Origin of the sequence: Enterococcus sp. DIV0561 (genome assembly GCF_050539875.1) — a bacterium.
Lineage (GTDB): Bacteria > Bacillota > Bacilli > Lactobacillales > Enterococcaceae > Enterococcus > Enterococcus faecalis.
Genome location: NZ_CP172927.1, coordinates 2809904 through 2834103, shown reverse-complemented (window position 1 = coordinate 2834103; position 24200 = coordinate 2809904). Strand labels below are relative to the sequence as shown.

Annotated in this window: 18 protein-coding genes; all 18 read left to right on the top strand. The window is 40.4% G+C overall.

Translation table 11 applies throughout. The features are described from left to right. Positions 1-2 precede the first annotated feature (2 nt). The 18 genes from citD (at position 3) to IGM13_RS13385 (ending at position 24016) form a co-directional block, all read left to right on the top strand. Positions 3-311, top strand: coding sequence for a citrate lyase acyl carrier protein (citD, locus tag IGM13_RS13470; protein ID WP_002355999.1), 309 nt, complete (start codon positions 3-5; stop codon positions 309-311). Further along, on the top strand, positions 299-1186 hold the full coding sequence (gene citE / locus IGM13_RS13465) for a citrate (pro-3S)-lyase subunit beta (protein WP_002355998.1): 888 nt from the start codon (positions 299-301) through the stop codon (positions 1184-1186). The genes citD and citE overlap by 13 nt, the downstream gene beginning before the upstream one ends. A 2-nt stretch (positions 1187-1188) precedes the next feature. Continuing rightward, entirely contained in the window at positions 1189-2721 is a 1533-nt protein-coding gene (citF, locus tag IGM13_RS13460) for a citrate lyase subunit alpha (RefSeq protein WP_002355996.1), read from the top strand. Next, positions 2714-3250, top strand: coding sequence for a citrate lyase holo-[acyl-carrier protein] synthase (gene citX, locus IGM13_RS13455; RefSeq protein WP_002419346.1), 537 nt, complete (start codon positions 2714-2716; stop codon positions 3248-3250). The genes citF and citX overlap by 8 nt, the downstream gene beginning before the upstream one ends. Next, positions 3243-4640, top strand: a complete 1398-nt coding sequence (locus IGM13_RS13450; RefSeq protein WP_002355994.1) for an oxaloacetate decarboxylase subunit alpha — start codon at positions 3243-3245, stop codon at positions 4638-4640. The genes citX and IGM13_RS13450 overlap by 8 nt, the downstream gene beginning before the upstream one ends. Before the next feature lie 117 nt (positions 4641-4757). Then, positions 4758-5930 (top strand): NAD(P)-dependent malic enzyme, encoded by a 1173-nt coding sequence (locus IGM13_RS13445; protein ID WP_010714967.1) that lies wholly within the window; start codon positions 4758-4760, stop codon positions 5928-5930. Positions 5931-5936: 6 nt separating this feature from the next. Further along, positions 5937-6806 (top strand): triphosphoribosyl-dephospho-CoA synthase CitG, encoded by an 870-nt coding sequence (gene citG / locus IGM13_RS13440; RefSeq protein ID WP_002419347.1) that lies wholly within the window; start codon positions 5937-5939, stop codon positions 6804-6806. 741 nt (positions 6807-7547) lie between these two features. Further along, positions 7548-12512 (top strand): Ig-like domain-containing protein, encoded by a 4965-nt coding sequence (locus tag IGM13_RS13435; RefSeq protein ID WP_430598720.1) that lies wholly within the window; start codon positions 7548-7550, stop codon positions 12510-12512. Positions 12513-12744: 232 nt separating this feature from the next. Beyond that, on the top strand, positions 12745-14142 hold the full coding sequence (mnmE, locus tag IGM13_RS13430; protein ID WP_002367535.1) for a tRNA uridine-5-carboxymethylaminomethyl(34) synthesis GTPase MnmE: 1398 nt from the start codon (positions 12745-12747) through the stop codon (positions 14140-14142). Positions 14143-14161: 19 nt separating this feature from the next. Then, complete coding sequence (mnmG, locus tag IGM13_RS13425; RefSeq protein WP_002355988.1) at positions 14162-16060, top strand: tRNA uridine-5-carboxymethylaminomethyl(34) synthesis enzyme MnmG; 1899 nt, start codon at positions 14162-14164, stop codon at positions 16058-16060. A 171-nt stretch (positions 16061-16231) separates the two neighbouring features. Then, positions 16232-17032 carry an SDR family oxidoreductase gene (locus IGM13_RS13420; RefSeq protein WP_002355987.1) on the top strand — a complete coding sequence of 267 codons (801 nt, stop codon included), beginning with the start codon at positions 16232-16234 and terminating at the stop codon, positions 17030-17032. A gap of 15 nt (positions 17033-17047) precedes the next feature. Then, on the top strand, positions 17048-18910 hold the full coding sequence (locus IGM13_RS13415; RefSeq protein ID WP_002383537.1) for a BglG family transcription antiterminator: 1863 nt from the start codon (positions 17048-17050) through the stop codon (positions 18908-18910). Next, positions 18907-19392: a transcriptional regulator GutM gene (locus IGM13_RS13410; RefSeq protein WP_002355985.1), complete on the top strand. Its 486-nt coding sequence runs from the start codon at positions 18907-18909 to the stop codon at positions 19390-19392. Before IGM13_RS13415 ends, IGM13_RS13410 begins: the two co-directional genes overlap by 4 nt. After that, a complete protein-coding gene (srlA, locus tag IGM13_RS13405; RefSeq protein ID WP_002355983.1) occupies positions 19392-19946 on the top strand; it encodes a PTS glucitol/sorbitol transporter subunit IIC in 555 nt (184 codons plus the stop codon). Before IGM13_RS13410 ends, srlA begins: the two co-directional genes overlap by 1 nt. Positions 19947-19962: 16 nt before the next feature. After that, the gene (gene srlE / locus IGM13_RS13400) at positions 19963-20958 is read left to right on the top strand and encodes a PTS glucitol/sorbitol transporter subunit IIB (protein WP_002419197.1); all 996 of its coding nucleotides are present in this window, start codon (positions 19963-19965) and stop codon (positions 20956-20958) included. A 23-nt stretch (positions 20959-20981) separates the two neighbouring features. After that, positions 20982-21338 (top strand): PTS glucitol/sorbitol transporter subunit IIA, encoded by a 357-nt coding sequence (locus IGM13_RS13395; RefSeq protein ID WP_002355981.1) that lies wholly within the window; start codon positions 20982-20984, stop codon positions 21336-21338. 27 nt (positions 21339-21365) lie between these two features. Continuing rightward, entirely contained in the window at positions 21366-22043 is a 678-nt protein-coding gene (locus IGM13_RS13390; protein ID WP_002408131.1) for a fructose-6-phosphate aldolase, read from the top strand. A 200-nt stretch (positions 22044-22243) separates the two neighbouring features. Further along, complete coding sequence (locus IGM13_RS13385) at positions 22244-24016, top strand: oleate hydratase (protein ID WP_002361446.1); 1773 nt, start codon at positions 22244-22246, stop codon at positions 24014-24016. The last annotated feature ends 184 nt before the right edge of the window (positions 24017-24200 follow it).

The following is a 24200-nucleotide window of genomic DNA, read 5'->3' as shown; positions in this document are numbered from 1 at the left end:
AAGTGAAGATTATCAAAAATGCTACTGCAGGAACAGTAGAATCAAGTGATATTATGATTACCGTCCAACCCATTGAATCAACAGAAAATACCATTGAATTAGAAAGTAGTGTCGAAAAACAATTTGGCAATCAAATTCGTCAGGTGATTACGACAACTTTGGAACATTTAGATGTCCAAGGCGTTGCGGTCAAGGCGATTGATAAAGGGGCATTAGATTGTACAATCAAAGCTCGGATGATTACAGTTTTACATCGAGGCGCTGAAAAAGAAACGTATGATTGGAAGGAGTTGGACTCATGGAACGTTTAAGAAGAACAATGATGTTTGTCCCTGGAGCGAACGCAGCAATGCTAAGAGATGCACCTTTGTATGGGGCAGATTCAATCATGTTTGATTTAGAAGATGCAGTTTCATTAAAAGAAAAAGACTCTGCCCGTGTTTTAGTCCATTCTGCTTTGAAAACTTTCGATTATGGCAATATTGAAATTGTTGTACGGATCAATGCTTTAGATGCCGGTGGCGCAGAAGATATTGAAGCAATGGTCTTAGCTGGTGTCGATGTGATTCGTTTACCAAAAACAGAAACAGCCCAAGATATCATTGATGTCGAGGCAGTCATTACAGAAGTAGAACAGCAAAATGACATTCCCGTAGGAACAACGAAAATGATGGCTGCTATCGAATCGGCTGAAGGTGTTCTAAATGCGCCCGCGATTGCCAAAAGTTCAACTCGATTGATTGGCATCGCGTTAGGCGCCGAAGACTATGTTACCAATATGAAAACACGCCGCCATCCAGATGGCCAAGAACTATTCTTTGCTCGTAGCATGATTTTACATGCCGCTCGAGCAGCTGGGATTGCAGCTATTGATACGGTCTATTCAGATGTAGACAACACGGAAGGCTTTGAAGCCGAAGTTCGTTTGATTAAACAGCTAGGTTTCGATGGGAAATCGGTGATTAACCCTCGTCAAATCCCATTGGTTAATACTATTTATGCGCCGACAGAAAAAGAAATCCAGAATGCTAAGGAAGTAATCTGGGGCATTCGGGAAGCCGAAGCTAAAGGTTCCGGTGTTATCTCCGTAAATGGAAAAATGGTTGATAAACCAATTGTTGAACGAGCTGAACGGGTCATTGCGTTAGCATTGGCGGCTAAATTAATTACCGAGGAGGAAATATAGACATGGTAGTAAATAAAGTAGGCAAAGACATTCCTCAATCTTATGCAGAGCAATACGGCATTTATGAAGGAGAATTAGCACACATTGATGCTTATCAAGAAGCGAGCCGAGCAATTAAACCAGTGAAACCTCGGGAGACAAAACTTTTAGGAAGTATTCGTGAAGCAATTGAAAAAACAGGGTTGAAAGATGGCATGACCATCTCTTTCCATCACCATTTCCGTGAAGGAGACTATGTGATGAATTTAGTTTTAGCCGAGATTGCCGCCATGGGGCTGAAAAACATTTCGATTGCACCTAGTTCAATTGCAAATGTTCATGAACCTCTGATTGAACACATTAAAAATGGAGTAGTCACCAACATTACTTCTTCTGGTTTGAGAGATAAAGTAGGCGCCGCTATTTCAGCAGGTATCATGGAAAATCCTGTGGTGATTCGTTCACATGGTGGCCGGGCACGGGCAGTAGCAGCAGGCGATATCCATATTGATGTAGCTTTCTTAGGTGCACCAAGTTCAGACGCTTATGGAAATGCGAATGGAACCAAAGGAAAAGCTACCTGTGGTTCTCTTGGATATGCGATGGTCGATGCAAAATATGCGGATCAAGTTGTCATCATTACTGACACATTAGTACCATATCCTAATACCCCTATTAGTATTCCACAAACAGATGTTGATTATGTAGTAGAAATTGATGCAATTGGTGATCCAGATGGAATTGCCAAAGGCGCGACACGTTTTACAAAGAATCCTAAAGAATTATTGATTGCTGAATATGCCGCAAAAATAATTACACATTCTCCTTACTACAAAGAAGGCTTCTCATTCCAAACAGGAACAGGTGGCTCTTCACTAGCAGTTACGCGGTTCATGAGAGAACAAATGCTTAAAGATGGCATTAAAGCAAGTTTCGCTTTAGGTGGAATTACGAATGCAATGGTGGAACTTTTGGAAGAAGGTTTAGTAGAAAAAATTATTGACGTCCAAGACTTTGATCATCCATCAGCTATTTCTTTAGGGGAAAACGCCAATCATTATGAAATTGATGCCAATATGTATGCTTCACCGCTTAGCAAAGGGGCGGTTATTAATCAATTAGACACAGCTATTTTATCTGCTTTAGAAGTGGACACAGATTTTAATGTAAATGTCATTACTGGTTCAGATGGTGTCATCCGTGGTGCTTCTGGCGGACATTCCGATACAAGTATGGCTTGTAAAATGAGTCTAGTGATTGCACCACTTGTTCGTGGACGGATTCCAACAATTGTTGAGCAAGTAAATACAGTCGTTACACCAGGTACGAGTGTCGATGTCGTAGTAACAGAAGTCGGCATTGCAATCAATCCAAAAAGAACAGACTTAATTGATTGTTTTAAAACTTTAGATGTTCCTCAGTTTACGTTAGAAGAGTTGAAAGACAAAGCCTACAACATTGTTGGCACCCCGGAACCAATTAAATATGGAGACAAAGTTGTTGCGTTAATTGAATACCGAGATGGTAGTCTAATTGATGTGGTACGCAATGTTTAATGGGGAAAAAGTAACACTTTTAGAGATGTTGGATGCTCGCGAACAAAGAGCTGCTACACAGAAGGAGTTGTTAGAAACAGCACCAGAAGCTAGTCTCTTATCTGCCACAATGAATATTCCTGGAGAAGTAAAAAATTCGCCCACCTTAACGGCTGTTTTTTTAGAAGTAATTGACGAAGTCGAGCAACAATTGCTGGATCAAGTACCGATTGTTAATTTTTACCGGAATGAAAAAACAGGGCCTGAATATTATTTGGCGGTTTCGTTAGCCCCGCAAGAGTTAAAACAAAGAATGGTCAAAATTGAAGAAACACATCCTTATGGTCGTTTAGTGGACCTAGATGTTTTATGGGGAAATAAAGAACTAAAAAGCCTTCATCGAGGAGATTTAGGCTTGCCACCACGGCGCTGTTTTGTTTGCCAAGAAGAGGCGAAAGTCTGTGGACGAAATCGACGTCACAGTCTTGAAGCAATGCAAGAAAAAATAACAGAAATAATTTTGACACGAAAGGAGCAGCCAAGTGAGTAAAAAAATTCGTTTTACAGAAACGGTGCTACGGGATGGACAACAAAGTTTAATTGCAACACGGATGCCAACCTCAGATATGCTGCCGATTATTAAAACAATGGACGAGGCAGGATTTCATGCATTAGAAATGTGGGGCGGGGCAACGTTTGATTCCTGTGTCCGCTATTTAAACGAGGATCCTTGGGAACGTCTTCGCCAAATTCGCAAAGAAGTTAAAAATACCAAACTTCAAATGTTATTACGAGGACAAAATTTACTAGGATATCGTCATTACGCTGATGATGTGGTGCGGGCCTTTGTCGAAAAATCAGTTGAAAATGGGATTGATATTATTCGTATTTTCGATGCCTTGAATGATGTCCGTAATTTACAAACAGCAATTCAAACAACAAAAGAAGCTGGCGGACACTGTCAAGCAGCGATCTCTTATACCACGAGTGAAATTCATACCATCGATTACTTTGTAAAATTAGCCAAAGAATTAAGTCAAACAGGAGCGGATTCCATTTGTATTAAGGACATGGCAGGCGTTTTGACGCCACAAACTGGTTTTGAATTAGTGAGCAAAATGAAAGATGCCATTGATTTACCTTTAGAGGTGCATACGCATGCGACTAGTGGTATTTCTGAGATGACCTATTTAAAAGTTGCTGAAGCAGGTGCGGATATCATCGATACAGCTATTTCTTCTTTCGCTGGCGGTACGAGTCAACCAGCCACAGAATCTGTAGCCATTGCGTTAGAAGATTTAGGCTTTGAAACAGGTTTAAATATGGAAAAAGTAACAGAGATTGCTGACTATTTCAATCCGATTCGTGATCGCTTTAGAAGTGAAGGCATTTTAAACCCTAAAGTTAAAGATACGGAACCGAAAACCTTGATTTATCAAGTACCTGGTGGTATGTTATCAAACTTATTAAGTCAATTAACGGAGCAAGGCTTACAAGACAAATATGAAGAAGTTTTAGCTGAAGTACCTAAAGTAAGAGCAGATTTAGGGTATCCACCACTAGTTACGCCGCTTTCACAAATGGTTGGAACACAAGCCTTAATGAATGTGATTTCTGGGGAAAGATATTCCTTAATACCGAATGAAATCAAAGATTATGTGCGCGGAGAATACGGCAAATCACCAGCACCTATCGCAGAAGAGATTAAACAAAAAATCATCGGGGATGAAGAGGTAATCACTTGTCGACCGGCGGATTTATTGAAACCAGAGTTGCATAGTTTAGAAAAGGAAATCCAACAATACGCAAAATCTGAAGAGGATGTCCTATTATATGCGATGTTCCCACAACAAGGAAAAGACTTTTTAGGCCGTCGTGAAGATCCTTTTTACGATGTACCGTTACAGAAAGTGACAGTCAAACTTGACTTGCCAGAATAGAACGAGCAAGTGCTCCGCAAATGTATAAAGAAGCAAGGGTTTGAGCGACGATAACGGTTGTTCAAACCCTTGCTTCATCAAATAGAAAAAAGGCAGCCCGTGAAAGGAAGTGACAATGTGTTAGAAGAAGTTCTAGCAATTCATCAAAAAAATATTGGTGTGCTAAGTCTTGAAGCAACAGAAGCGGTATTAAACCATCATGATTTAGCCAAAATGTATACACCTGGTGTCGCAGAATTGAGTTTAATGATTGCCCAAAATCATGAATTAGCGCGCGAGTGGACCATTAGTGGTAAGTTAATTGCAGTTATTACAGATGGGTCAGCTGTTCTGGGTCTCGGCAATATGGGCACGCAAGCGGGCTTGCCAATTGTTGAAGGCAAAGCTTTACTTTATAAAAATTTGGCGGGGGTCGATGCTATTCCTTTAGCACTGGAACAAAAATCAGTGGACGAGATGGTTCAAACAATTGAAAATTTACAAAATAGTTTTGCAGGAATCCATCTAGAAGATATTTCTGCACCAAAATGTTTTGAAATTGAAGAAAAACTTCAACAACGTTTGAACATTCCTGTGTATCATGATGACCAAGAAGGCACAGCCATTGTCGTTTTAGCTGGACTAATCAACGCAGCTAAAATTAAAGGAAAACCTTTAAATGAATTACGTGTGGTGATTAACGGAGTTGGTGCTTCTGGTGTAGCGACCGCTAAGTTATGTATTCAAGCGGGGATTACGCATCTCACCTTAGTAGATCGCCAAGGTGTTTTAAGAGAAGAAGACCCGACATTGAATCCTTACCAACGTGCTTTGCTTCGACAGGTAATAAAACCATCAGTAGAAAACAAAGATTTAGCCACCGCTGTCGTCAATCAGGATGTTTTTTTAGGCTTATCAGAAGCGGATGTGCTAACGCCAGCTCTGATTAAATCAATGAACCAAGACCCAATTATCTTTGCTTTAGCAAATCCTAAACCAGAAATTGAACCAGCCCTCGCCCAAGCTAATGGCGTCCGTTTATTAGCAACTGGTTCTTCCAAATATCCGAATCAGGTGAACAACATTTTAGCTTTTCCAGGTCTTTTTAAAGGGTTATTGGCAGCGAAAGGCAGAAAAGTTGATGTCGGTTTGCAAATGACAGTAGCACGAAGCTTGGCCGCTATGATTTCAGAACCCACAGCAGAAAAATTCATACCTAATGTATTTGATGGCGGCGTAGTTGACACGGTTTTTAATGCTGTACTAGACTATATAAAACAAGAAAAGACCATGGCAGAAGAAGGGACGTAAAAGGCAATGACAAAGCAAGCAAGGAGTAAATTAGCGCAGCAAGCACAATTGGCACTACTCTATGAAGTGACCTGTTTAAATAAACCAGGCTTGGTGGATCCAGTCGATGCAGGCGCCCATCAAGATATGGATGTTTTCACTTTTTTAGAAAGTAGTGTGGTTTTGACTCCTTATTTTGAAACCTTCGTTCAAGCTGGGACAGAGCTACGTCATTTGCCGATTGAGGCAACATTTCGCGCGATTCGACAAGTTGGTTTAGAAGCAGAACGAGCGATGTTTGAGGCAACAGAAGGGATCAACACACATAAAGGAGCGATTTTTTCTCTAGGTATTTTTTTAGCTATCTGTGGTCGTCTAATGATTTGGGAGACCCCTTGCACCTTACAATTGTTTCAACAAACGCTTCAAACAATGACGCAAGACTTACTGGCCGACTTTGAAAACCTCGCTACGAATGAGCTAGAAAAACTAACTTGGGGTGAACGATTATTTGTTCAGTATGGCTTGACTGGAATCCGTGGAGAGGCGCAACAAGGGTATCCCGCTGTCTTTAAACAGGGAGTGCCTTATTATCAAAAACATCAAGGCACACAACAACAAAAACTCATTGATACGCTCCTTTATTTATCGCTCTATGTTGAGGATACGAATTTGATTAAACGAAGTCAGAATGTCCGAATTTTTGAAGTATATCAACCGTTAATCCAGGAATATTTTGCTTTAGGGGGGACACAAACGTTACGGGGAACCCTTTGCTTAGAAAGATTGAATCACTTATTCAAAGAAAAAAATTGGAGTATTGGTGGCAGTGCAGATGCTTTAATTTTGGTGGTGTTTTTAGATAAACTAATGAAATTAAATTGGCTGACGCCTTAATTAAAAAGATAGTTACAACGCTGATTTGGTCAGTTATTTTGACCTTATATGCTTATGGAAAGGTCTCAAGAGAATTCAAGAAAGCGATTGACAAATACCACGAAACACAGTATATTTTATTACGAAATCATTCTTATCAGAGTATACAAATACGATGATAAACAGTTGAAGCGAATCTTGATTTGCTTTTCCTAAACCTGATTCTTTTAGAATCAGGTTTTTGTTTGTCTAAAAGGCGGCATCCGTTCAAAAACGGCTGTCGCCTTTTTTTATGAAATTTTTTTAATATAAAAAAATTCATAAAAAAAATCTTAAAAACAGAAAAAATTGTTATAGATTAGAGTCATTTTTTTGATGTAAAGTTTTTATGACCTACAGCCATAAAATTGATAAAAACAGTCAAAGAAGCAGAAAAAATAATAGTGGAATTTCTCAAAAAAATAAAAAAATTTTCCGTTATTTAATTATCGATTTATCAAACGATAAGTTATAATAAAATAATTTATTTATCTTTAATGATTGGGGAGAAACGTATAAACTTCCTCATTTTCCTCTCATTGTATAATAACTCACTAATGAATTAGTGAGTTTTTTAACATATCTAGGACGCTTGTTATCAAATGAATTTTTATATAAAAATTCACAGCATTATATTTTGAAAAGCTGAAGAAATGTACTAAACTGCAGGTGTTAAATCCATTTAAATCGCTAAAGGGGGAGATGAACAACTAGGGGAAGCTAATGATCTTGGTATTTATCGTTTATTTTAAAGAAAAGAGGGACGATCAGATGAAAAAGAAAATTGTTGAGGATTTTAATCGGAAAAGTCAGCATAAAAAATGGACAAAACGCAAGATGCTTAATTTAGCAATATCAAGTGGTTTATTATTTACGTCATTAGCAATTCCTGTAAGTATAGCTGTTACCTCTGGCACAATCAGTGCATCAGCAGCGGTCTTGGATATCGAACTATTATCAAATGTTACGTCAAATAATGACAGTGGTACTTCAACGAGTAATCGTTGGACAGCCGCAAACCAAAATCAACCAGTTAATTTCACGGTTTCTGGTGGCGCTTTAGCAGATGCTTCCGCTGTGTTTAGTGGACAAAAACAAGCGGTGTTAGTGGTTCCTCCTGAGTTAAGAGGAAATGTAGCTGCAGCAGGCAGCGCAGCAATCAATACCAATGTCACGATTGATCTTTCAAAAGTTACTTTTTTGACTGCCGTTTTGAATGCAGCCAATGATTTAACCAATGTCATTACTCAAATTACCAGTGGGGCGTTAGGGAATTTAACTGGTGTTGATATTGATTTGACGGAAGTGAATCGTCAATTGGAATTAGTTAATAACATTGAAAACTTAGGTGCTGCTTCATTTACAGCTCCGGAAACGTTAGCAGCTGACGGATCATACATTAGTGCACCGATTAGTGATGGTTTAGGGTTAGTTTTAGCCCAAAATGTTTCAAACATCTTACAAGATTTGAATGCGGCAGTTCAAGCTTTGGAGGCAAAAGGAACCAGTATCCCAAGTAATCTTGTCGCCGCAGCTATAAATGCAGCCTTGCTTCCTGTCAAAGGCACGGTAAACGTGGCTGTTTCAGGTGCTTTGCCTTTATTAGCGGTTGGTGGTTCAGGCGTAAATGAGTTAGTGGATGCTTCTTTACTAGGCACAACCACGGTTACTTTACCAACTACCGTTTCAACACCTCAAAATTTATCCAATAATTTAGATGCTCGTTTTGTAGGAACAGTCGTTCAAACAGATCTTTTAGACGTTAATTTATTAGCAACAGCAGACGGTGTATCCAACATTTATTTTGCTGCAGGCACTACTAGTGAAGTAACCGCACCAACAATCACAGGAGTAACAGGTAATTCAACAGCAGGTTACGAAGTTAAAGGAACTGCCGATGCCAATGCCACGGTTGAAATCCGAAATGCAGGAGGCACCGTAATAGGCACAGGTACCGCTGATGGGACAGGAGCGTTTACAGTTACCATTCCCGCAGGTGAAGCAGGCGCCAATGAAACATTAACCGCCGTAGCGAAAAACGCCAGCGGGACAGAAAGTACGCCAACAACGTTCCAAACGCCAGCGGATGAGACAACCGTAACCGCACCAACAATCACAGGAGTGACAGGTAATTCAACGGCAGGTTACGAAGTTAAAGGAACTGCCGATGCCAATGCCACGGTTGAAATCCGAAATGCAGGAGGTGCCGTGATAGGCACAGGGAGCGCCGATGGGACAGGAGCGTTTACAGTTACCATTCCCGCAGGTGAAGCAGGCGCCAATGAAACATTAACCGCCGTAGCGAAAAACGCCAGCGGGACAGAAAGTACGCCAACAACGTTCCAAACGCCAGCGGATGAGACAACCGTAACCGCACCAACAATTACAGGAGTGACAGGTAATTCAACGGCAGGTTACGAGGTTAAAGGAACTGCTGATGCCAATGCCACGGTTGAGATCCGAAATGCAGGAGGTGCCGTGATAGGCACAGGTACCGCTGATGGGACAGGAGCGTTTACAGTTACCATTCCCGCAGGTGAAGCAGGCGCCAATGAAACATTAACCGCCGTAGCGAAAAACGCCAGCGGCACAGAAAGTACACCAACAACGTTCCAAACGCCAGCGGATCCTAATACGCCCGTGGCAACGCCAATTGTTGAGACTGTAACAGGTAGTACAACAAAAGGCTATGAAGTCAAAGGGACTGCTGAAGTTGGCACCACCATTGAGGTTCGCGATGCAGCTGGCACGGTCCTTGGTACTGCAACAACTGGAACTGATGGAAAATATACAGTGACTTTAGCTCCAGGAAAAGCAACAGCAAATCAAACGCTGAGCGTTGTAGCGAAAAACGCTAGTGGCACGGAAAGTCAACCAGCAACGGCGACAACACCAGCTGATGTCACTGCACCAACAGTTGATAACATCACAGGTAACTCTGGTTCGGGTTATGAAATTACAGGAACAGCAGACCCTAACACAACAATCGAAGTTCGTGATCCAGCTGGGGCAGTCATTGGTACAGGTACCTCTGATGCGAATGGTGATTTTACTGTAACGCTACCAACGGGAACGACCAATCCTGGGGATACGTTAACAGTGATTGGAAAGGATAACGCGGGAAATGAAAGTCAACCGACTGAAGTCCTTGTTCCTGCTGATGCTACGGTTACAGCACCAACTGTAACAGGAGTCACAGGTAATTCAGTTGCTGGCTATCAGGTGACAGGTACCGCTGATCCGAATGCTACCATCGAAATTCGTGATGTAGATGGGAATGTGATTGCAACAGGGACTGCCGATGGGACTGGTTCCTTTGCCGTGAACCTTCCAGCTGGGACGGCAAATGCGAATGAAACATTGACAGCGTTAGCCAAAGATCCTGCTGGCAATCCAAGTACACCGACAACCTTCCAAACACCAGCAGATGAAGTAGTGGCACCGCCAAGTGTCGACAAAATTACTGGGAATACAACACAAGGATATCAAGTGACAGGTACTGCTGAACTTGGCACCACCATTGAAGTTCGTGCAACAGACGGAACAGTTTTAGGTACCGCAACAACTGGACCGACTGGCCAATATACTGTGACGTTAGCTTCAGGAAAAGCAACAGCGAAACAAACAGTGAATGTAGTTGCTAAAAATGATACTGGACTTGAGAGTCAACCAACTACAGCTATGACACCCGCTGATGTTACCACACCAACAATTGGTGACATTACTGGAGATTCAACAACTGGTTATGAAATCACTGGGACGGCGGACCCTAATACCACCATTGAAGTACGGAACCCAGATGGAACAATTATTGGTACAACGACAACGGATGATCAAGGAAACTTTACTGTGGACCTTCCAGCGGGAGCCGCTAATCCTGGTGATACATTAACAGTTGTTGGAAAAGACGGTGACGGCAATGAAAGTCAACCAACGGAAGTGACGGTCCCTGAAGATGCAACCGTAGCAGCACCAACTGTGACGACTGTTACAGGAACAACCGCCACTGGGTATCAAGTAACCGGCACGGCAGAGCCAAATGTCACCATTGAGATTCACAATGAAGCAGGTTTAGTTATTGCTACGGGAACAACTGATGGTGCTGGCGCCTTTACAATCACTCTTCCGACGGGCACAGCAACAGCTAACGAAGCCTTAACTGCCATTGCGAAAGATGCTGCTGGGAAAGAAAGTAATCCGACTGCTTTCAAAACACCTGCTGATCCAGATGCACCAGTCGCGACACCTACTGTTGACAAAATCACTGGTAGCACGACAAAAGGCTATCAAGTAGTAGGAGCAGCAGAAGTTGGTACAACAGTTGAGGTGCGTGACGCCGATGGCACAGTCCTTGGCATGGCAACTACTGGAACTGATGGCAAATACACAGTGACTTTAGAGCCAGGGAAGGCCTCAGCTAACGAAACAATAACTGTCGTAGCGAAAAATGCAACAGGAAAAGAAAGTCAGCCAGCTACAGCAACTACACCAGCCGACTTAGCCACACCAACCATTGATTCTATTACCGGAAATTCTAGTAAAGGTTACGAAATCACTGGAACGGCGGAGCCCAAAACTACTATTGATGTCCGTGACGCAGACGGAACCATCATTGCTGCTACAACTGCTAACGAAACCGGCCAATATACGGTGACTCTACCAGCTGGCATAGTGACACCAGGAGAAACGATTACGATTATTAGCAAAGATAGCGCTGGTAATGAAAGTCAACCAGCTACAGCCGTTATTCCAGCGGATGTTGTTTTAGCGGCGCCAACTATTACGAAGGTTGAAGGAAACAAAGCCAATGGCTATACAGTCACTGGAACTGCTGATCCAAATGTCACGGTTCAATTTTACAATAGCAGTGAAAAATTATTGGCAAGTGGCAATACAACTACTGGAGGCACCTTCTCCGTTCATATTGCAGCAGGGTTAGCAACAGAAAAAGAAACGTTAACCGCACTAACCACAGATACACAAGGAAATGTGAGTCCTAAAACCACATTTATGACGCCAACCGATATTACGGGAGAACCAGAAATTAAAATTGCGGCACCAACTGTTTCTTCAGTTTTAGGAACGTCTAAAGCCGGCTACCTCATCAAAGGAACAGCTGAACCAAACCGAATCATTCAAATTAGTAACCGACTATTAAGAAGTGTGATTGCTGTAGGTGCCACCGATGCTGAGGGCAACTTCGCTATCCAATTAACAGCGGGACAAGCGACTGCTCAACAAAGTTTACTTGCGACAGCTACAGATGGCGCAGGACATTACAGTACGGCTATAACCTTCATGACACCAGCCGACCCAACGAATCCTGGAGGAGGCAATGGTAACACTGGCGGAAATAACGGCAATACAGGCGGCAACACAGGAAACAATGGCGCAACTGGTGGGAATAATGGGAATGGTTCAAACACAGGTTCAAATCCAAATGGAGGTTCTGGTTTAGGCACAACAGGTTCTGGCTTAGGTTCACTAGGCAATGGCCTCGGTACAAATGGTAGTGGCTACAATCCGAAACTAAGTACCATCAGTTATGGCACTGGAAATCACGGGAAAACAGGCTACTTACCTAGTACAGGTGAAAAAGAGTCCTCAGCCGTGACAACAAGTTTGTTTGGCGCCTTTGTCGCACTCCTTGCGAGCATGGGAATCATCAAACGCAAACGTAAAAACTAGCTCTCTCCTTTAATTCCTATAGATGAGAAAACGTATTGTTGAGAATTCCCCACTCAATGATACGTTTTCTCGTTCCATTTAATGAAGAAAAATTGCCAAATAGAATAAAATGTGCTATTCTATTTTCAGAAAATCGAAGGAACAAGCAGTGAAAGTGCTAAATCCAACCTGAATTTTTTAATGCAGGAGGAGTGGGCGCTTTTTTTGTTGTTATGAAGAAAGGAAGCTAATTATGCAATCAGCTACAATGGAATTTGATACAATTGCGGCGATTTCTACGCCGCCAGGTGAAGGTGCGATTAGTATTGTTCGTTTAAGTGGCGAGCAAGCAGTTGCTATTGCAAACAAAGTTTATCGGTCAGGCACTAAAGATTTAGCTAAAGTCCCTACGCACACGATTCATTATGGTCATATTGTTGATCCACAAAACGATCAATTGATTGATGAAGTCATGCTTTCTGTGATGCGGGCACCGAAAACATTTACACGAGAAGACGTGGTAGAAATTAACTGTCATGGCGGCATTGTCGTGGTGAACCAATTACTGCAATTACTGTTACGTGAAGGCGCACGAATGGCTGAACCTGGGGAATTTACAAAACGTGCTTTTCTAAATGGCCGAATGGATCTTTCACAAGCAGAAGCAGTGATGGACTTAATCCGTGCTAAAACGGATAAAGCGATGAATGTTGCATTGAACCAATTGGATGGTAACTTGTCGGCGTTAATTCGTTCATTAAGACAAGAAATTTTAAATACTTTAGCACAAGTAGAAGTTAATATCGATTATCCAGAGTATGATGATGTCGAAGAATTAACCACGAAATTACTTTTAGAAAAAGCCGAATTTGTGAAAGCACAGATTCAACAATTATTAACGACCGCTAAACAAGGAAAAATTTTGCGAGAAGGTCTAAGTACAGCAATTATTGGCCGACCAAATGTCGGGAAATCCAGTTTGTTAAACCATCTGTTACGAGAAGAAAAAGCTATCGTTACAGATATTGCTGGAACGACACGTGATGTCATTGAAGAATACGTTAACGTTCGCGGCGTTCCTTTAAAATTAATTGATACAGCGGGGATTCGCGAAACAGAAGACATTGTGGAACGAATTGGTGTCGAACGTAGCCGCAAAGCGTTAGCAGATTCGGATTTAATTTTGTTAGTCTTAAATCAAAGCGAAAAATTGACAGAGGAAGATCGTCAACTGTTGGAAGCAACGAAAGGCTTAAAACGCGTTATTCTTTTAAATAAAATGGACTTACCGACAAAACTGGATCCTAACGAATTACAAGAATTAGTCCCTGCAGAAGAAATTTTATCCGTTTCGGTGTTGTCAAACACAGGCTTAGACCAGTTAGAAGCGAAAATTGCTGATCTTTTCTTTGGCGGCCAAACAGGCGAAAAAGATGCTACCTATATTTCTAATACACGTCATATTGCTTTGCTGGATCAAGCAGCGCTTTCGTTACAAGAAGTGATTAACGGCATCGAAGCAGGTATGCCAGTCGATTTAGTTCAAATTGATATGACCCGTTGTTGGGATTATTTAGGGGAAATCGTCGGCGATAGTGTCCAAGATGAATTAATTACACAGTTATTTAGTCAATTTTGTTTAGGAAAATAAGACAAGAGAGGAATTTTTTATGAATCAATATCAAGCAGAATCATATGATGTTATTGTCGTCGGTGCTGGACATGCTGGCTCTGAAGCAGCCTTAGCAGCCGCACGAATGGGCGTTAAAACGTTACTTTTAACGATTAATTTAGATATGGTTGCTTTTATGCCATGTAACCCTTCTGTTGGTGGACCTGCCAAAGGAGTCGTTGTCCGAGAAATCGATGCATTAGGCGGCGAAATGGGTAAAAACATTGATAAAACCTACATCCAAATGCGGATGCTAAATACTGGTAAAGGTCCAGCAGTGCGTGCGTTGCGCGCGCAAGCCGACAAACATGCCTATGCGACAGAAATGAAACATACCATTGAAAAAGAAGAAAATTTAACCCTTCGTCAAGGGATTGTTGAAGAATTAATCGTGGAAGATGGCGTTTGTCGTGGTGTTGTAACTTCAACAGGTGCCGCATACCGTAGTCAAGCAGTGGTGATTACTGCCGGTACTGCCTTGCGTGGCGAAATTATTATTGGTGAATTAAAATATTCATCAGGACCAAACAATTCACAACCTTCCGTTGGTTTAGCCAATCATTTAAAAGAATTAGGTTTAGAAATCGATCGCTTTAAAACAGGAACGCCGCCGCGAGTAAAATCAAGTACGATTGATTATTCTGTGACAGAGGAACAACCAGGCGATAAAGAACCCAACCATTTTAGTTACAGCACGCCAGATAGTGCCTACAATCAAAACCAAGAACCTTGTTGGTTAACTTATACGAATGAAACAACCCATGAAATTATTCAAAAAAATCTACACCGCGCCCCAATGTTTACTGGGATTGTGGAAGGTGTGGGCGCTCGGTATTGCCCATCCATCGAGGACAAAATTGTTCGTTTTGCAGACAAACCAAGACACCAATTGTTCTTGGAACCAGAAGGGTTGAATACCGAAGAAGTTTACGTCCAAGGCTTATCTACTTCTTTACCAGAAGATGTCCAAACAGAAATGCTTCATTCTATTGAAGGATTAGAAAAAGTAGAAATGATGCGTACAGGTTACGCCATTGAATACGATGTGGTAGTCCCTCACCAATTACGCCCAACATTAGAAACAAAGGTCATTGAAAATCTTTATACAGCAGGTCAAACGAACGGAACTAGTGGCTACGAAGAAGCTGCTGGTCAAGGCTTGATGGCAGGAATTAATGCTGCATTGAAAATTCAAGGCAAAGAGCCTCTTGTTTTAAAACGTAGTGATGGCTATATTGGCGTCATGATTGACGATTTAGTTACAAAAGGTACCAACGAACCTTATCGCTTATTAACGTCACGTGCGGAGTATCGTTTGATTTTACGACATGACAATGCGGACTTACGTTTAACAGAAATGGGTCATGAAATTGGCTTAGTCAAAGAAGAACAATATGCCGCCTATCTAGTCAAAAAAGCGGCTGTTGAAGCGGAAATTGCCCGCTTAGGCAAACATCGGATTAAACCAACCAAAGAAGTGCAAGCATTTTTGGAAACCAAAGGCGCTGCTGGCTTAAAAGACGGTATTTTAGCTAGAGATTTTCTGAAACGCCCAGAAATCAGTTATCAAGAAGTCGCTCAATTTATTCCCGCACCTGAAGAGGCGCTTGATCCAAAAGTGATTGAACAAGTAGAAATTCAAATCAAGTACGAAGGCTACATTAAAAAAGCCATGGAAAAAGTTGAGAAACTAAAACGCATGGAAGCAAAACGCATTCCAGAAAACATTGATTACCAAGCGATTAACGGCTTGGCTACAGAAGCAAAACAAAAACTACAAAAAATCCAACCAGAAACGATTGCCCAAGCAAGCCGTATCAGCGGTGTGAACCCCGCTGACATTAGCATTTTGATGGTCTACATCGAACAAGGAAAAATCGCGAAAGTGCAAGGATAATAAAAATTTGAAGCAGTTGCTTCTTCACGGATGATTGATTGTGAAGAAGCAACTGCTTTTTTGTTTTGAATTAGTCTACTCTTTTTTCTAAACTACAAAAAAAGACTGTCTTAAATAATTTCACAAACTGACCTATACTGAAAGCGCAAACAAATGATAGGAGTGGAACAAATGACAGATTGGTTAGGAATTAAAGGAAAAGTAGTGATTGTTACAGGAGGCTCATCTGGTATTGGTCGCAGCATTGTTGAAAGCTTGTTAGCACAAGAGGTCTATGTCGCTAATTTTGATATTTCAGCATCAGAAACGCAACATGAGCATTTACTCTTTGTGAAAGTCGATGTAACTTCTCGAGCAGAAGTAGAAGCAGGTGTCGCTCAAGTGGTTGAAAAATTTGGAACCGTAGATGGCCTAGTAAACAATGCCGGCATCAATATTCCTCGTCTATTGGTGGATAAAAATCATCCTCATGGGCCTTATGAATTATCGGATGAGGTATTCGACAAAATTGTAGCCATCAATCAAAAAGGGCTCTACCTAATGAGCCAAGCAGTGGGCCGGATTCTTGTACAAAAACAAGCAGGTGTCATTATTAATATGTCTTCAGAAGCTGGATTAGAAGGCTCCGAAGGGCAAAGTGCTTACGCTGCAACGAAAGCAGCGGTCAGCAGTTATACACGTTCATGGGCTAAAGAGTTAGGAAAATCAAACGTCCGTGTCGTGGGGATTGCGCCAGGCATTATGGAAGAAACTGGCTTGCGCACTTTAGCATACGAAGAAGCATTGGCTTATACACGAAACATTTCTGTGGAGCAATTGCGAGCAGGTTATTCAAAAACAAGTACGATTCCATTAGGTCGTAGCGGAAAACTCCATGAAGTCGCTGACTTAGTATGCTATTATTTATCAGACCGTTCAAGCTATATTACAGGCATCACCACAAACGTAGCTGGAGGTAAAACAAGAGGATAGAGGTGGGAAAACTAAATGACGCTAGTAAATAGATGGTACCAAGTAATAAAATTACTAGTTGATCACAAAGGAATGAGCTTACAGGAATTGCAAGAGAAATTAGCCGCAAGTCCTCAAACAGTTCGTAAAAACATTGATACATTGAATGATGAATTAATCGGTATCGCCCAAATTATTCAGAAGGAAAATCTCTTTCAGTTAGAAATCAATAACTTTGAAGGTTTTGAAGAGGTTTTGTCTGGACGGCTAAAAAGGGAATCTGATTTTAATTCTTCAAGCAAGCGTGTTTCCTACATTATCAAACGATTAATAGAAGAAGATCAATTTATTTCAACTTATGATTTATCCGAAGAACTCGCCGTTAGTCGCGGCACAGTTAATAAAGACATTAAGCGCATGAAAGAGCTGATTGCTCCTTGGCAGGTTGCGGTTGTAGGCACGCCAAACCGTGGCATTCATTTAGAAGGAAAAGAGTTTGATTTACGCTTACTTCATGTGAATTACGTCCAAGAATATTTTGAAGAACAGTTTCTTCATGAAACTACCAAACAAATGATACAAAAAATAATCAAAGAAACAAGACTAGCGAAACAAGATAGTTTTCTTTTACGAAGAGTGGTTTCAATTGTTTTGCAGCGTGTTTTAGCTGGAAAACTCATTACGGAACTACCACCAGAATATGTTGATTATGTTCGTCATAACGAGCAGATTGAAGAACTGATGTATCACTTGGAAATAACCTATAATGTAACGTTAAGCCAATGGGAACGTTCCTTTATCAGCTTTCCTTTTAACATCAACACAAACCATATTCGTAACTCTTTATTGACTGATGAAGGACTCTTAGCTGACTATTTTCAAAAAATGATGAAAAAAATTCATCATTCAGTTGTTGTTGAATTTGATGAGGACTTCTTGTTTTCAGAAATGAAAGATCATTTAAGAAACGTGATGAATCGACTCGTTTTTCATGTGGAATGTCACGATTTATTTTATGGAGAAATTGAACGACAATATCCTTTGGCCTATGAATTAGCCAAGATTGGCTTGCAAGAATTGGGCCGTTTGTTGAATCGTTGTGTGCCGACGGTTGAATTTGGGTATCTCGCTTTGTATTTTGAACTAGCATTGAGAGGGAACTATGAAGCGGGAGCAAAAAAAGAAATCGCTGTAATCTGCAGTACAGGTCATGGAACGGCCTTGATCATTCAGCGGCAATTGGAAAAAGTTTTGGGTCCAGACGTCCAGATTGCCCATTTCTCTGAAGAAGAGGCAGAGAGAAGAGAATTGAATCAATATTTTGCTATTTTTACAACCATTCCCTTAAAAAATATTCGACCACAAACACCGATGATCCATTTAACTAATTTATTTAACGATACTTGGCTCAGAAATGAGTGGCAGAGAGCAAAAGAAATTCGTTCCGTGGAATCTCAAAATATTCATATGACCTATCAATTATTAGAGAATACTCAAGGTTACCGAGCGAATATCCAGAAAATGATTGCTGATTTAGAAGCAGAAAAATTAGTAGATCCCCAATTTATCGAACGAATTTTTACTAGAGAAGATCAACAAACAACTATTTTTGAATCGGGGATTGCCTTTCCCCATACAATTAACCAAGCCTTATCAACGATTATTTTATCGATTGGGGTTTTTGAAGAATCACTGGTTACACCAGAAGGTAAAGTTGATGTTATTTTACTGTTGGGTATTCCAGAAGAGCTGACGGCCACTGTTGAAGCAGAGTTACTACAACTATATGACCGCTTGTTTACAATCGCAGGAGACGAACGTTTACGTAATGAATTACGGAAGCAACGAGATGTTTTAGCGGTTAAAGAGTGGATGCAAAGGAAGGGGATTATCATATGAGTTTTATCTACGTATTCGGGGCGCTTTTTTTAACAGCTTACTTCGTTCAGATAGCTATGGGAATGAAACAGATTAAACACTTTAATCAAAACTACCAAGAATTGCGACAATTAGGAAAAGTCGCGATTGGTCGACGTGCAGGGAAGTTAAAAGCTGGCACGATTATCTTGTTTGCTGTGGATTCGCAAGGGAAAATCTTAGCCGCTAGAAAGATGCAAGGTGTCACCGTTCTAGCTAAATTTCATCCCTTACCTCAGTACGTGAACGAGGATATTCATTATATGGATCATTACCATCCACTCGTACAAAAGGAAAATAAATTAACCCAACAAGCGATGGAAAATGCACGAGAAATTTACTTACGTGTTGAGCTTGGCAATTATCAAGAAACACAACCATTAACGCCGCTTAATGGAGCCAAAATTCAATGGCAATTATGGAAAAATAAAGTACAAACAAAATTGAAAGGAAGTGTCGAGTAATGTCTTATATTACAAAATTTGCGGAAGGATTTATGCACCTTTTCCAAACAGGAGCAGAAACATTTATTTCTTGGATGACAGGCATCGTACCTGTTGTTTTGATGTTAATGGTAGCTATGAATACTTTAATTGCTTTTCTAGGAGAAGAAAGAGTAACCAAAGTAGCCAAACTTTCTGCCAAAAATCCTGTTACGCGATATTTAGTGTTGCCTTTTTTATCCGCTTTTATGTTAGGCAATCCAATGTCCTTTACGATGGCACGATTTTTACCAGAATACTATAAACCTAGCTATTATGCTGCACAAGCGCAATTTTGTCATACCAGTAATGGAGTTTTCCCTCATATTAATCCTGGTGAATTGTTCGTTTGGTTAGGGATTGCGCAAGGGATTGATACGTTAGGACTAAATTCGATGGACCTAGCGATTCGCTATATGTTTGTAGGGATATTAATGAATTTTATTGGCGGTTGGGTTACCGATTTCACTACCGCCTATGTTTGCAAACAACAAGGAATTACCCTTAGTAAAACAGTAGAGATTGCTGTAGATTAGAAAGGAGCAAGGTGAGATGACGTACAATAGTATTAAGGTAGTTAAAGGAAATGGCGGTTATGGTGGGCCCTTAGTGATTACACCGACAGAAGAAAAACATAAATTTATTTATATTACAGGTGGCGGCGAGAAACCCGCAATCGTTGATAAAATCGTAGAATTGACAGGAATGGAAGCGGTCAATGGTTTTAAGACATCGATTCCAGATGATGAAATCGCATTAGCCATTATTGATTGTGGAGGCACTCTTCGTTGCGGAATTTATCCTAAAAAAGGAATTCCTACTATTAACGTTGTTCCAACTGGCAAAAGTGGTCCCTTAGCACAATACATTAATGAGACAATTTATGTTTCCGCTGTAGGCCCGAAACAGATTGCATTGACATCAGAAGAAGCTGCTGCTGATACAGAAAAGCCCACCTCGAAAAAAACAGAATTTAAATATGATACAAGTAAAAAAATTACTGAACAAAAAGCGGAACAACAAAGTTTTGTTGCGAAAATTGGTATGGGTGCAGGAAAAGTTGTAGCGACATTCAACCAATCAGCCCGTGAAGGCGTACAAACGATGATCAACACAGTGATTCCGTTTATGGCATTTGTTTCTTTATTAATTGGTGTGATTCAAGGTTCAGGAATTGGTGAATTTTTTGCCAATATCATGGCGCCATTGGCAGGAAACATTGTGGGGTTAACAATTATTGGTTTTATTTGTTCTCTGCCGTTTCTTTCTCCTTTATTAGGTCCTGGAGCAGTAATCAGCCAAGTAATTGGTACGTTAATTGGTGTGGAAATTGGAAAAGGCAACATTCCGCCACAACTAGCTCTACCAGCATTGTTTGCTATTAATACACAAAACGCGTGCGACTTTATTCCCGTGGGCTTAGGCTTGGAAGAAGCTGAAGCCGAAACCGTTGAAGTCGGGGTCCCTTCTGTTTTATATTCTCGTTTCTTAAATGGTGCCCCTCGAGTACTAGTTGCTTGGTTAGCAAGTTTTGGATTGTATAGTTAAAAAATTTTTTTGGAGGATGGGAAATGTCAGTATTTACAACAAAGGTTCAGTCTATTGGACCAGAAGCCGAATTATTTAAAGAAGAAAAAATGGTCATCTTATTTGGAAAAGATGCACCAGATGCTTTAGCAGATTATTGTTATAACATTGAGGTTCAGCCAGTCACAGAAGCGATTACGGACAAGCAAACGTTAGTGATTGATGAACAAACTTACCAGATTACCGCTGTAGGCGAGGTAGTATTAACTAATTTAGACACATTGGGTCACATTACTATTAAATTTGATGGCGCAACAACACCTGAATTACCAGGTACATTATATGTTGAAGAAAAAGCTATTCCTGAAATAACTGTTGGTACAACAATCACTATTCTATAATTATCGTTTAAGGGAGGAACGTAAAAGATGGAATTTATGCTAGATACAATTAATCTTGAGGCTATTCGAAAGTATCAGAAAATTTTACCACTGGCAGGCGTAACGTCTAATCCTAGTATTGTTAAGCAAGCAGGAAAAATTGACTTCTTTGCGCAGATGAAAGAAATAAAAAAAACGATTGGACAAGCGAGTTTGCACGTCCAAGTGGTCGGTCAAACGACAGAAGAGATGCTAGAAGATGCCCAAACCATTGTACAACAATTAGGCCAAGAAACATTCATTAAAATCCCAGTCAATGAAGCAGGCTTGGCAGCCATCAAACAACTAAAGCAGGCAAATTATCGGATAACAGCAACCGCTATTTATACAGAATTTCAAGGTTATCTAGCGATTGCGGCAGGTGCAGATTATTTAGCGCCTTATTATAATAGGATGGAGAATTTAACAATTGATTCTCAAAAGGTTATTGAGCATTTAGCTGCAGAAATTAAACGGACGAACGCAAAGAGTAAGATCTTAGCTGCTAGTTTTAAAAACGTGGCACAAGTTAATCAAGCCTGTCAAATGGGGGCGCAAGCGGTCACTATCGCACCAGAACTCGTGACACAAGGCCTGGCAATGCCCGCCATTCAAAAAGCAGTAACTGATTTTCAGGAAGATTGGGTTGCTGTTTTTGGAGTAGAAACGGTAAACGAATTAGCATAAAAAGAACGAGAAGAAAAAGCTGTCATTTTTCTTCTCGTTCTTTTTTTGTTTCACATGAAACATCTACGATTATTCACTTGCTTAAAAATTAGACAATTTCCTTTATTTGTCAAAGAATTTCTTAAAAAAAAGGGTTATCTTTTGGGTATTTTTTTTGGTAGCAGTATGATGAGGGTATCAAATGATAGGAGGAAACGAGAATGAGATACACAAATGGAAATTATGAAGCATTTGCTCGACCAAGAAAACCAAAAGGTGTAGATGACAAGAGTGCCTACATCGTTGGTGGTGGCCTAGCAGGTTTAGCAACGGCTGTTTTCTTAATTCGTGACGGTCAAATGAAGGGCGAAAATATTCACATTTTTGAAGAACTCACGCTGTCTGGCGGTTCTTTAGATGGTAAATTTATTCCCCATGATGGCTTTGTCACTCGCGGCGGACGCGAAATGGAAAACCATTTCGAGTGTTTGTGGGATCTATTTCGTTCGGTACCATCATTAGAAGTAGAAGATGCCTCTGTCCTAGATGAGTTTTACCGGTTAGATTTAGATGATCCGAATTCTTCAAATTGCCGCATTATTCATAACCGTGGCGAACGTGTCCCAGATGATGGACAATTTACTTTATCCAAAAAAGCACAAAAAGAAATCGTTGATTTATTTATGACTTCTGAAGATCAATTAATTGGCAAAAAAATTGAAGATGTTTTCGGCGAAGAATTTTTTGAATCCAACTTTTGGATCTATTGGTGTTCAATGTTTGCTTTTGAAAAATGGCACTCTGCCATTGAAATGCGCCGCTACATCATGCGCTTTATCCACCACATCAAAGGTTTGCCTGACTTTACAGCCTTGAAGTTTACCAAATACAATCAATACGAATCGTTAGTGAAACCATTATTAAGCTTTTTAACCAATCAAGGGGTAGACTTTCAATATGAAACAACGATCAATGATATCCAAGTCGACATCAAAGGAGCTACTAAAGTTGCTCGGCGATTATTGCTGACACAAGCGGGCAAAACCAAAGAAATTCCTTTAACTGAAAATGATTTAGTCTTCGTAACGAATGGCTCAATTACTGAAAGTTCGACGCAAGGAGATCATCATACACCAGCACCAATTACTCATGAACTAGGGGGAAGTTGGAATCTCTGGAAAAACTTAGCAAAACAATCCCCAGAATTTGGGCACCCAGAAGTTTTCTGTGAAAATTTACCAGATGAAAGTTGGTTTGTCTCAGCAACGATTACGTGGGAAAATTTCGATATTGAACCGTATCTTTCTCGGTTAACACATCGTAAATTACGCACAGGAAAAATTGTCACAGGTGGTATTATTACTATCAAAGACTCTAATTGGATGATGAGTTTTGCTATGCATAGACAACCGCATTTCAAAGAACAAAATGATCAACAATCTATAACTTGGGTATATGGATTGCTTTCTAATAAACCAGGAAATTATATCAAAAAACCAATCGAACAATGTACAGGCCAAGAAATTACGCAAGAGTTACTTTATCATTTAGGGGTCCCAGAAGGGGAAATTGAACGTATTTCAGAAGAATCGGCTACCACTATTCCGGTGTATATGCCGTTTATCACTTCTTACTTTATGTTAAGAGAACCAGGCGATCGACCATTAGTTGTACCAAACGGCTCTAAAAATCTTGCTTTCATTGGGAACTTCGCAGATACTGAACGAGATACGGTGTTTACAACAGAGTATTCTGTACGGACAGCGATGGAAGCTGTTTATCAATTGCTAGAGGTTGAACGCGGAGTACCAGAAGTGTTTGCTTCTGCATACGACTTGCGCGTCTTAGCAAACTCTGTTTATTATTTATCTGACAAGAAAAAATTAACAGAAATGGATATGCCGTTCGTGGAACGCAAAATGGTTGAACACTTTGTGAAGAAATTTGAGGATACGTATATCGGTGATATTTTAAGAGAAAATCATTTAATTTAGTTGAAAAAGCGAGTGTAAATCACTCGCTTTTTTTGTTAGATTATCAATTGTTGAATAAATATTCATTATTATGTATATTTATTTTATGATTTTATGGATATTAAATATATAATATATCGAATGGAGGTAGAAAGTATACAACTTCGCAAAAAAATCTTAATTTCTGAAGAGACTTTTTCAAAAT

Excerpts from the sequence above, each read along its gene's own strand:
- mnmG (WP_002355988.1), top strand. The coding sequence starts at position 14,162 with ATGAATCAATATCAAGCAGAATCATATGATGTTATTGTCGTCGGTGCT.
- citX (WP_002419346.1), top strand. The coding sequence starts at position 2,714 with ATGTTTAATGGGGAAAAAGTAACACTTTTAGAGATGTTGGATGCTCGC.
- IGM13_RS13410 (WP_002355985.1), top strand. The coding sequence starts at position 18,907 with ATGAGTTTTATCTACGTATTCGGGGCGCTTTTTTTAACAGCTTACTTC.
- IGM13_RS13385 (WP_002361446.1), top strand. The coding sequence starts at position 22,244 with ATGAGATACACAAATGGAAATTATGAAGCATTTGCTCGACCAAGAAAA.
- IGM13_RS13435 (WP_430598720.1), top strand. The coding sequence starts at position 7,548 with ATGATCTTGGTATTTATCGTTTATTTTAAAGAAAAGAGGGACGATCAG.
- citF (WP_002355996.1), top strand. The coding sequence starts at position 1,189 with ATGGTAGTAAATAAAGTAGGCAAAGACATTCCTCAATCTTATGCAGAG.
- citE (WP_002355998.1), top strand. The coding sequence starts at position 299 with ATGGAACGTTTAAGAAGAACAATGATGTTTGTCCCTGGAGCGAACGCA.
- srlE (WP_002419197.1), top strand. The coding sequence starts at position 19,963 with ATGACGTACAATAGTATTAAGGTAGTTAAAGGAAATGGCGGTTATGGT.
- mnmE (WP_002367535.1), top strand. The coding sequence starts at position 12,745 with ATGCAATCAGCTACAATGGAATTTGATACAATTGCGGCGATTTCTACG.
- IGM13_RS13415 (WP_002383537.1), top strand. The coding sequence starts at position 17,048 with ATGACGCTAGTAAATAGATGGTACCAAGTAATAAAATTACTAGTTGAT.
- IGM13_RS13390 (WP_002408131.1), top strand. The coding sequence starts at position 21,366 with ATGGAATTTATGCTAGATACAATTAATCTTGAGGCTATTCGAAAGTAT.
- citG (WP_002419347.1), top strand. The coding sequence starts at position 5,937 with ATGACAAAGCAAGCAAGGAGTAAATTAGCGCAGCAAGCACAATTGGCA.
- IGM13_RS13420 (WP_002355987.1), top strand. The coding sequence starts at position 16,232 with ATGACAGATTGGTTAGGAATTAAAGGAAAAGTAGTGATTGTTACAGGA.
- srlA (WP_002355983.1), top strand. The coding sequence starts at position 19,392 with ATGTCTTATATTACAAAATTTGCGGAAGGATTTATGCACCTTTTCCAA.
- IGM13_RS13395 (WP_002355981.1), top strand. The coding sequence starts at position 20,982 with ATGTCAGTATTTACAACAAAGGTTCAGTCTATTGGACCAGAAGCCGAA.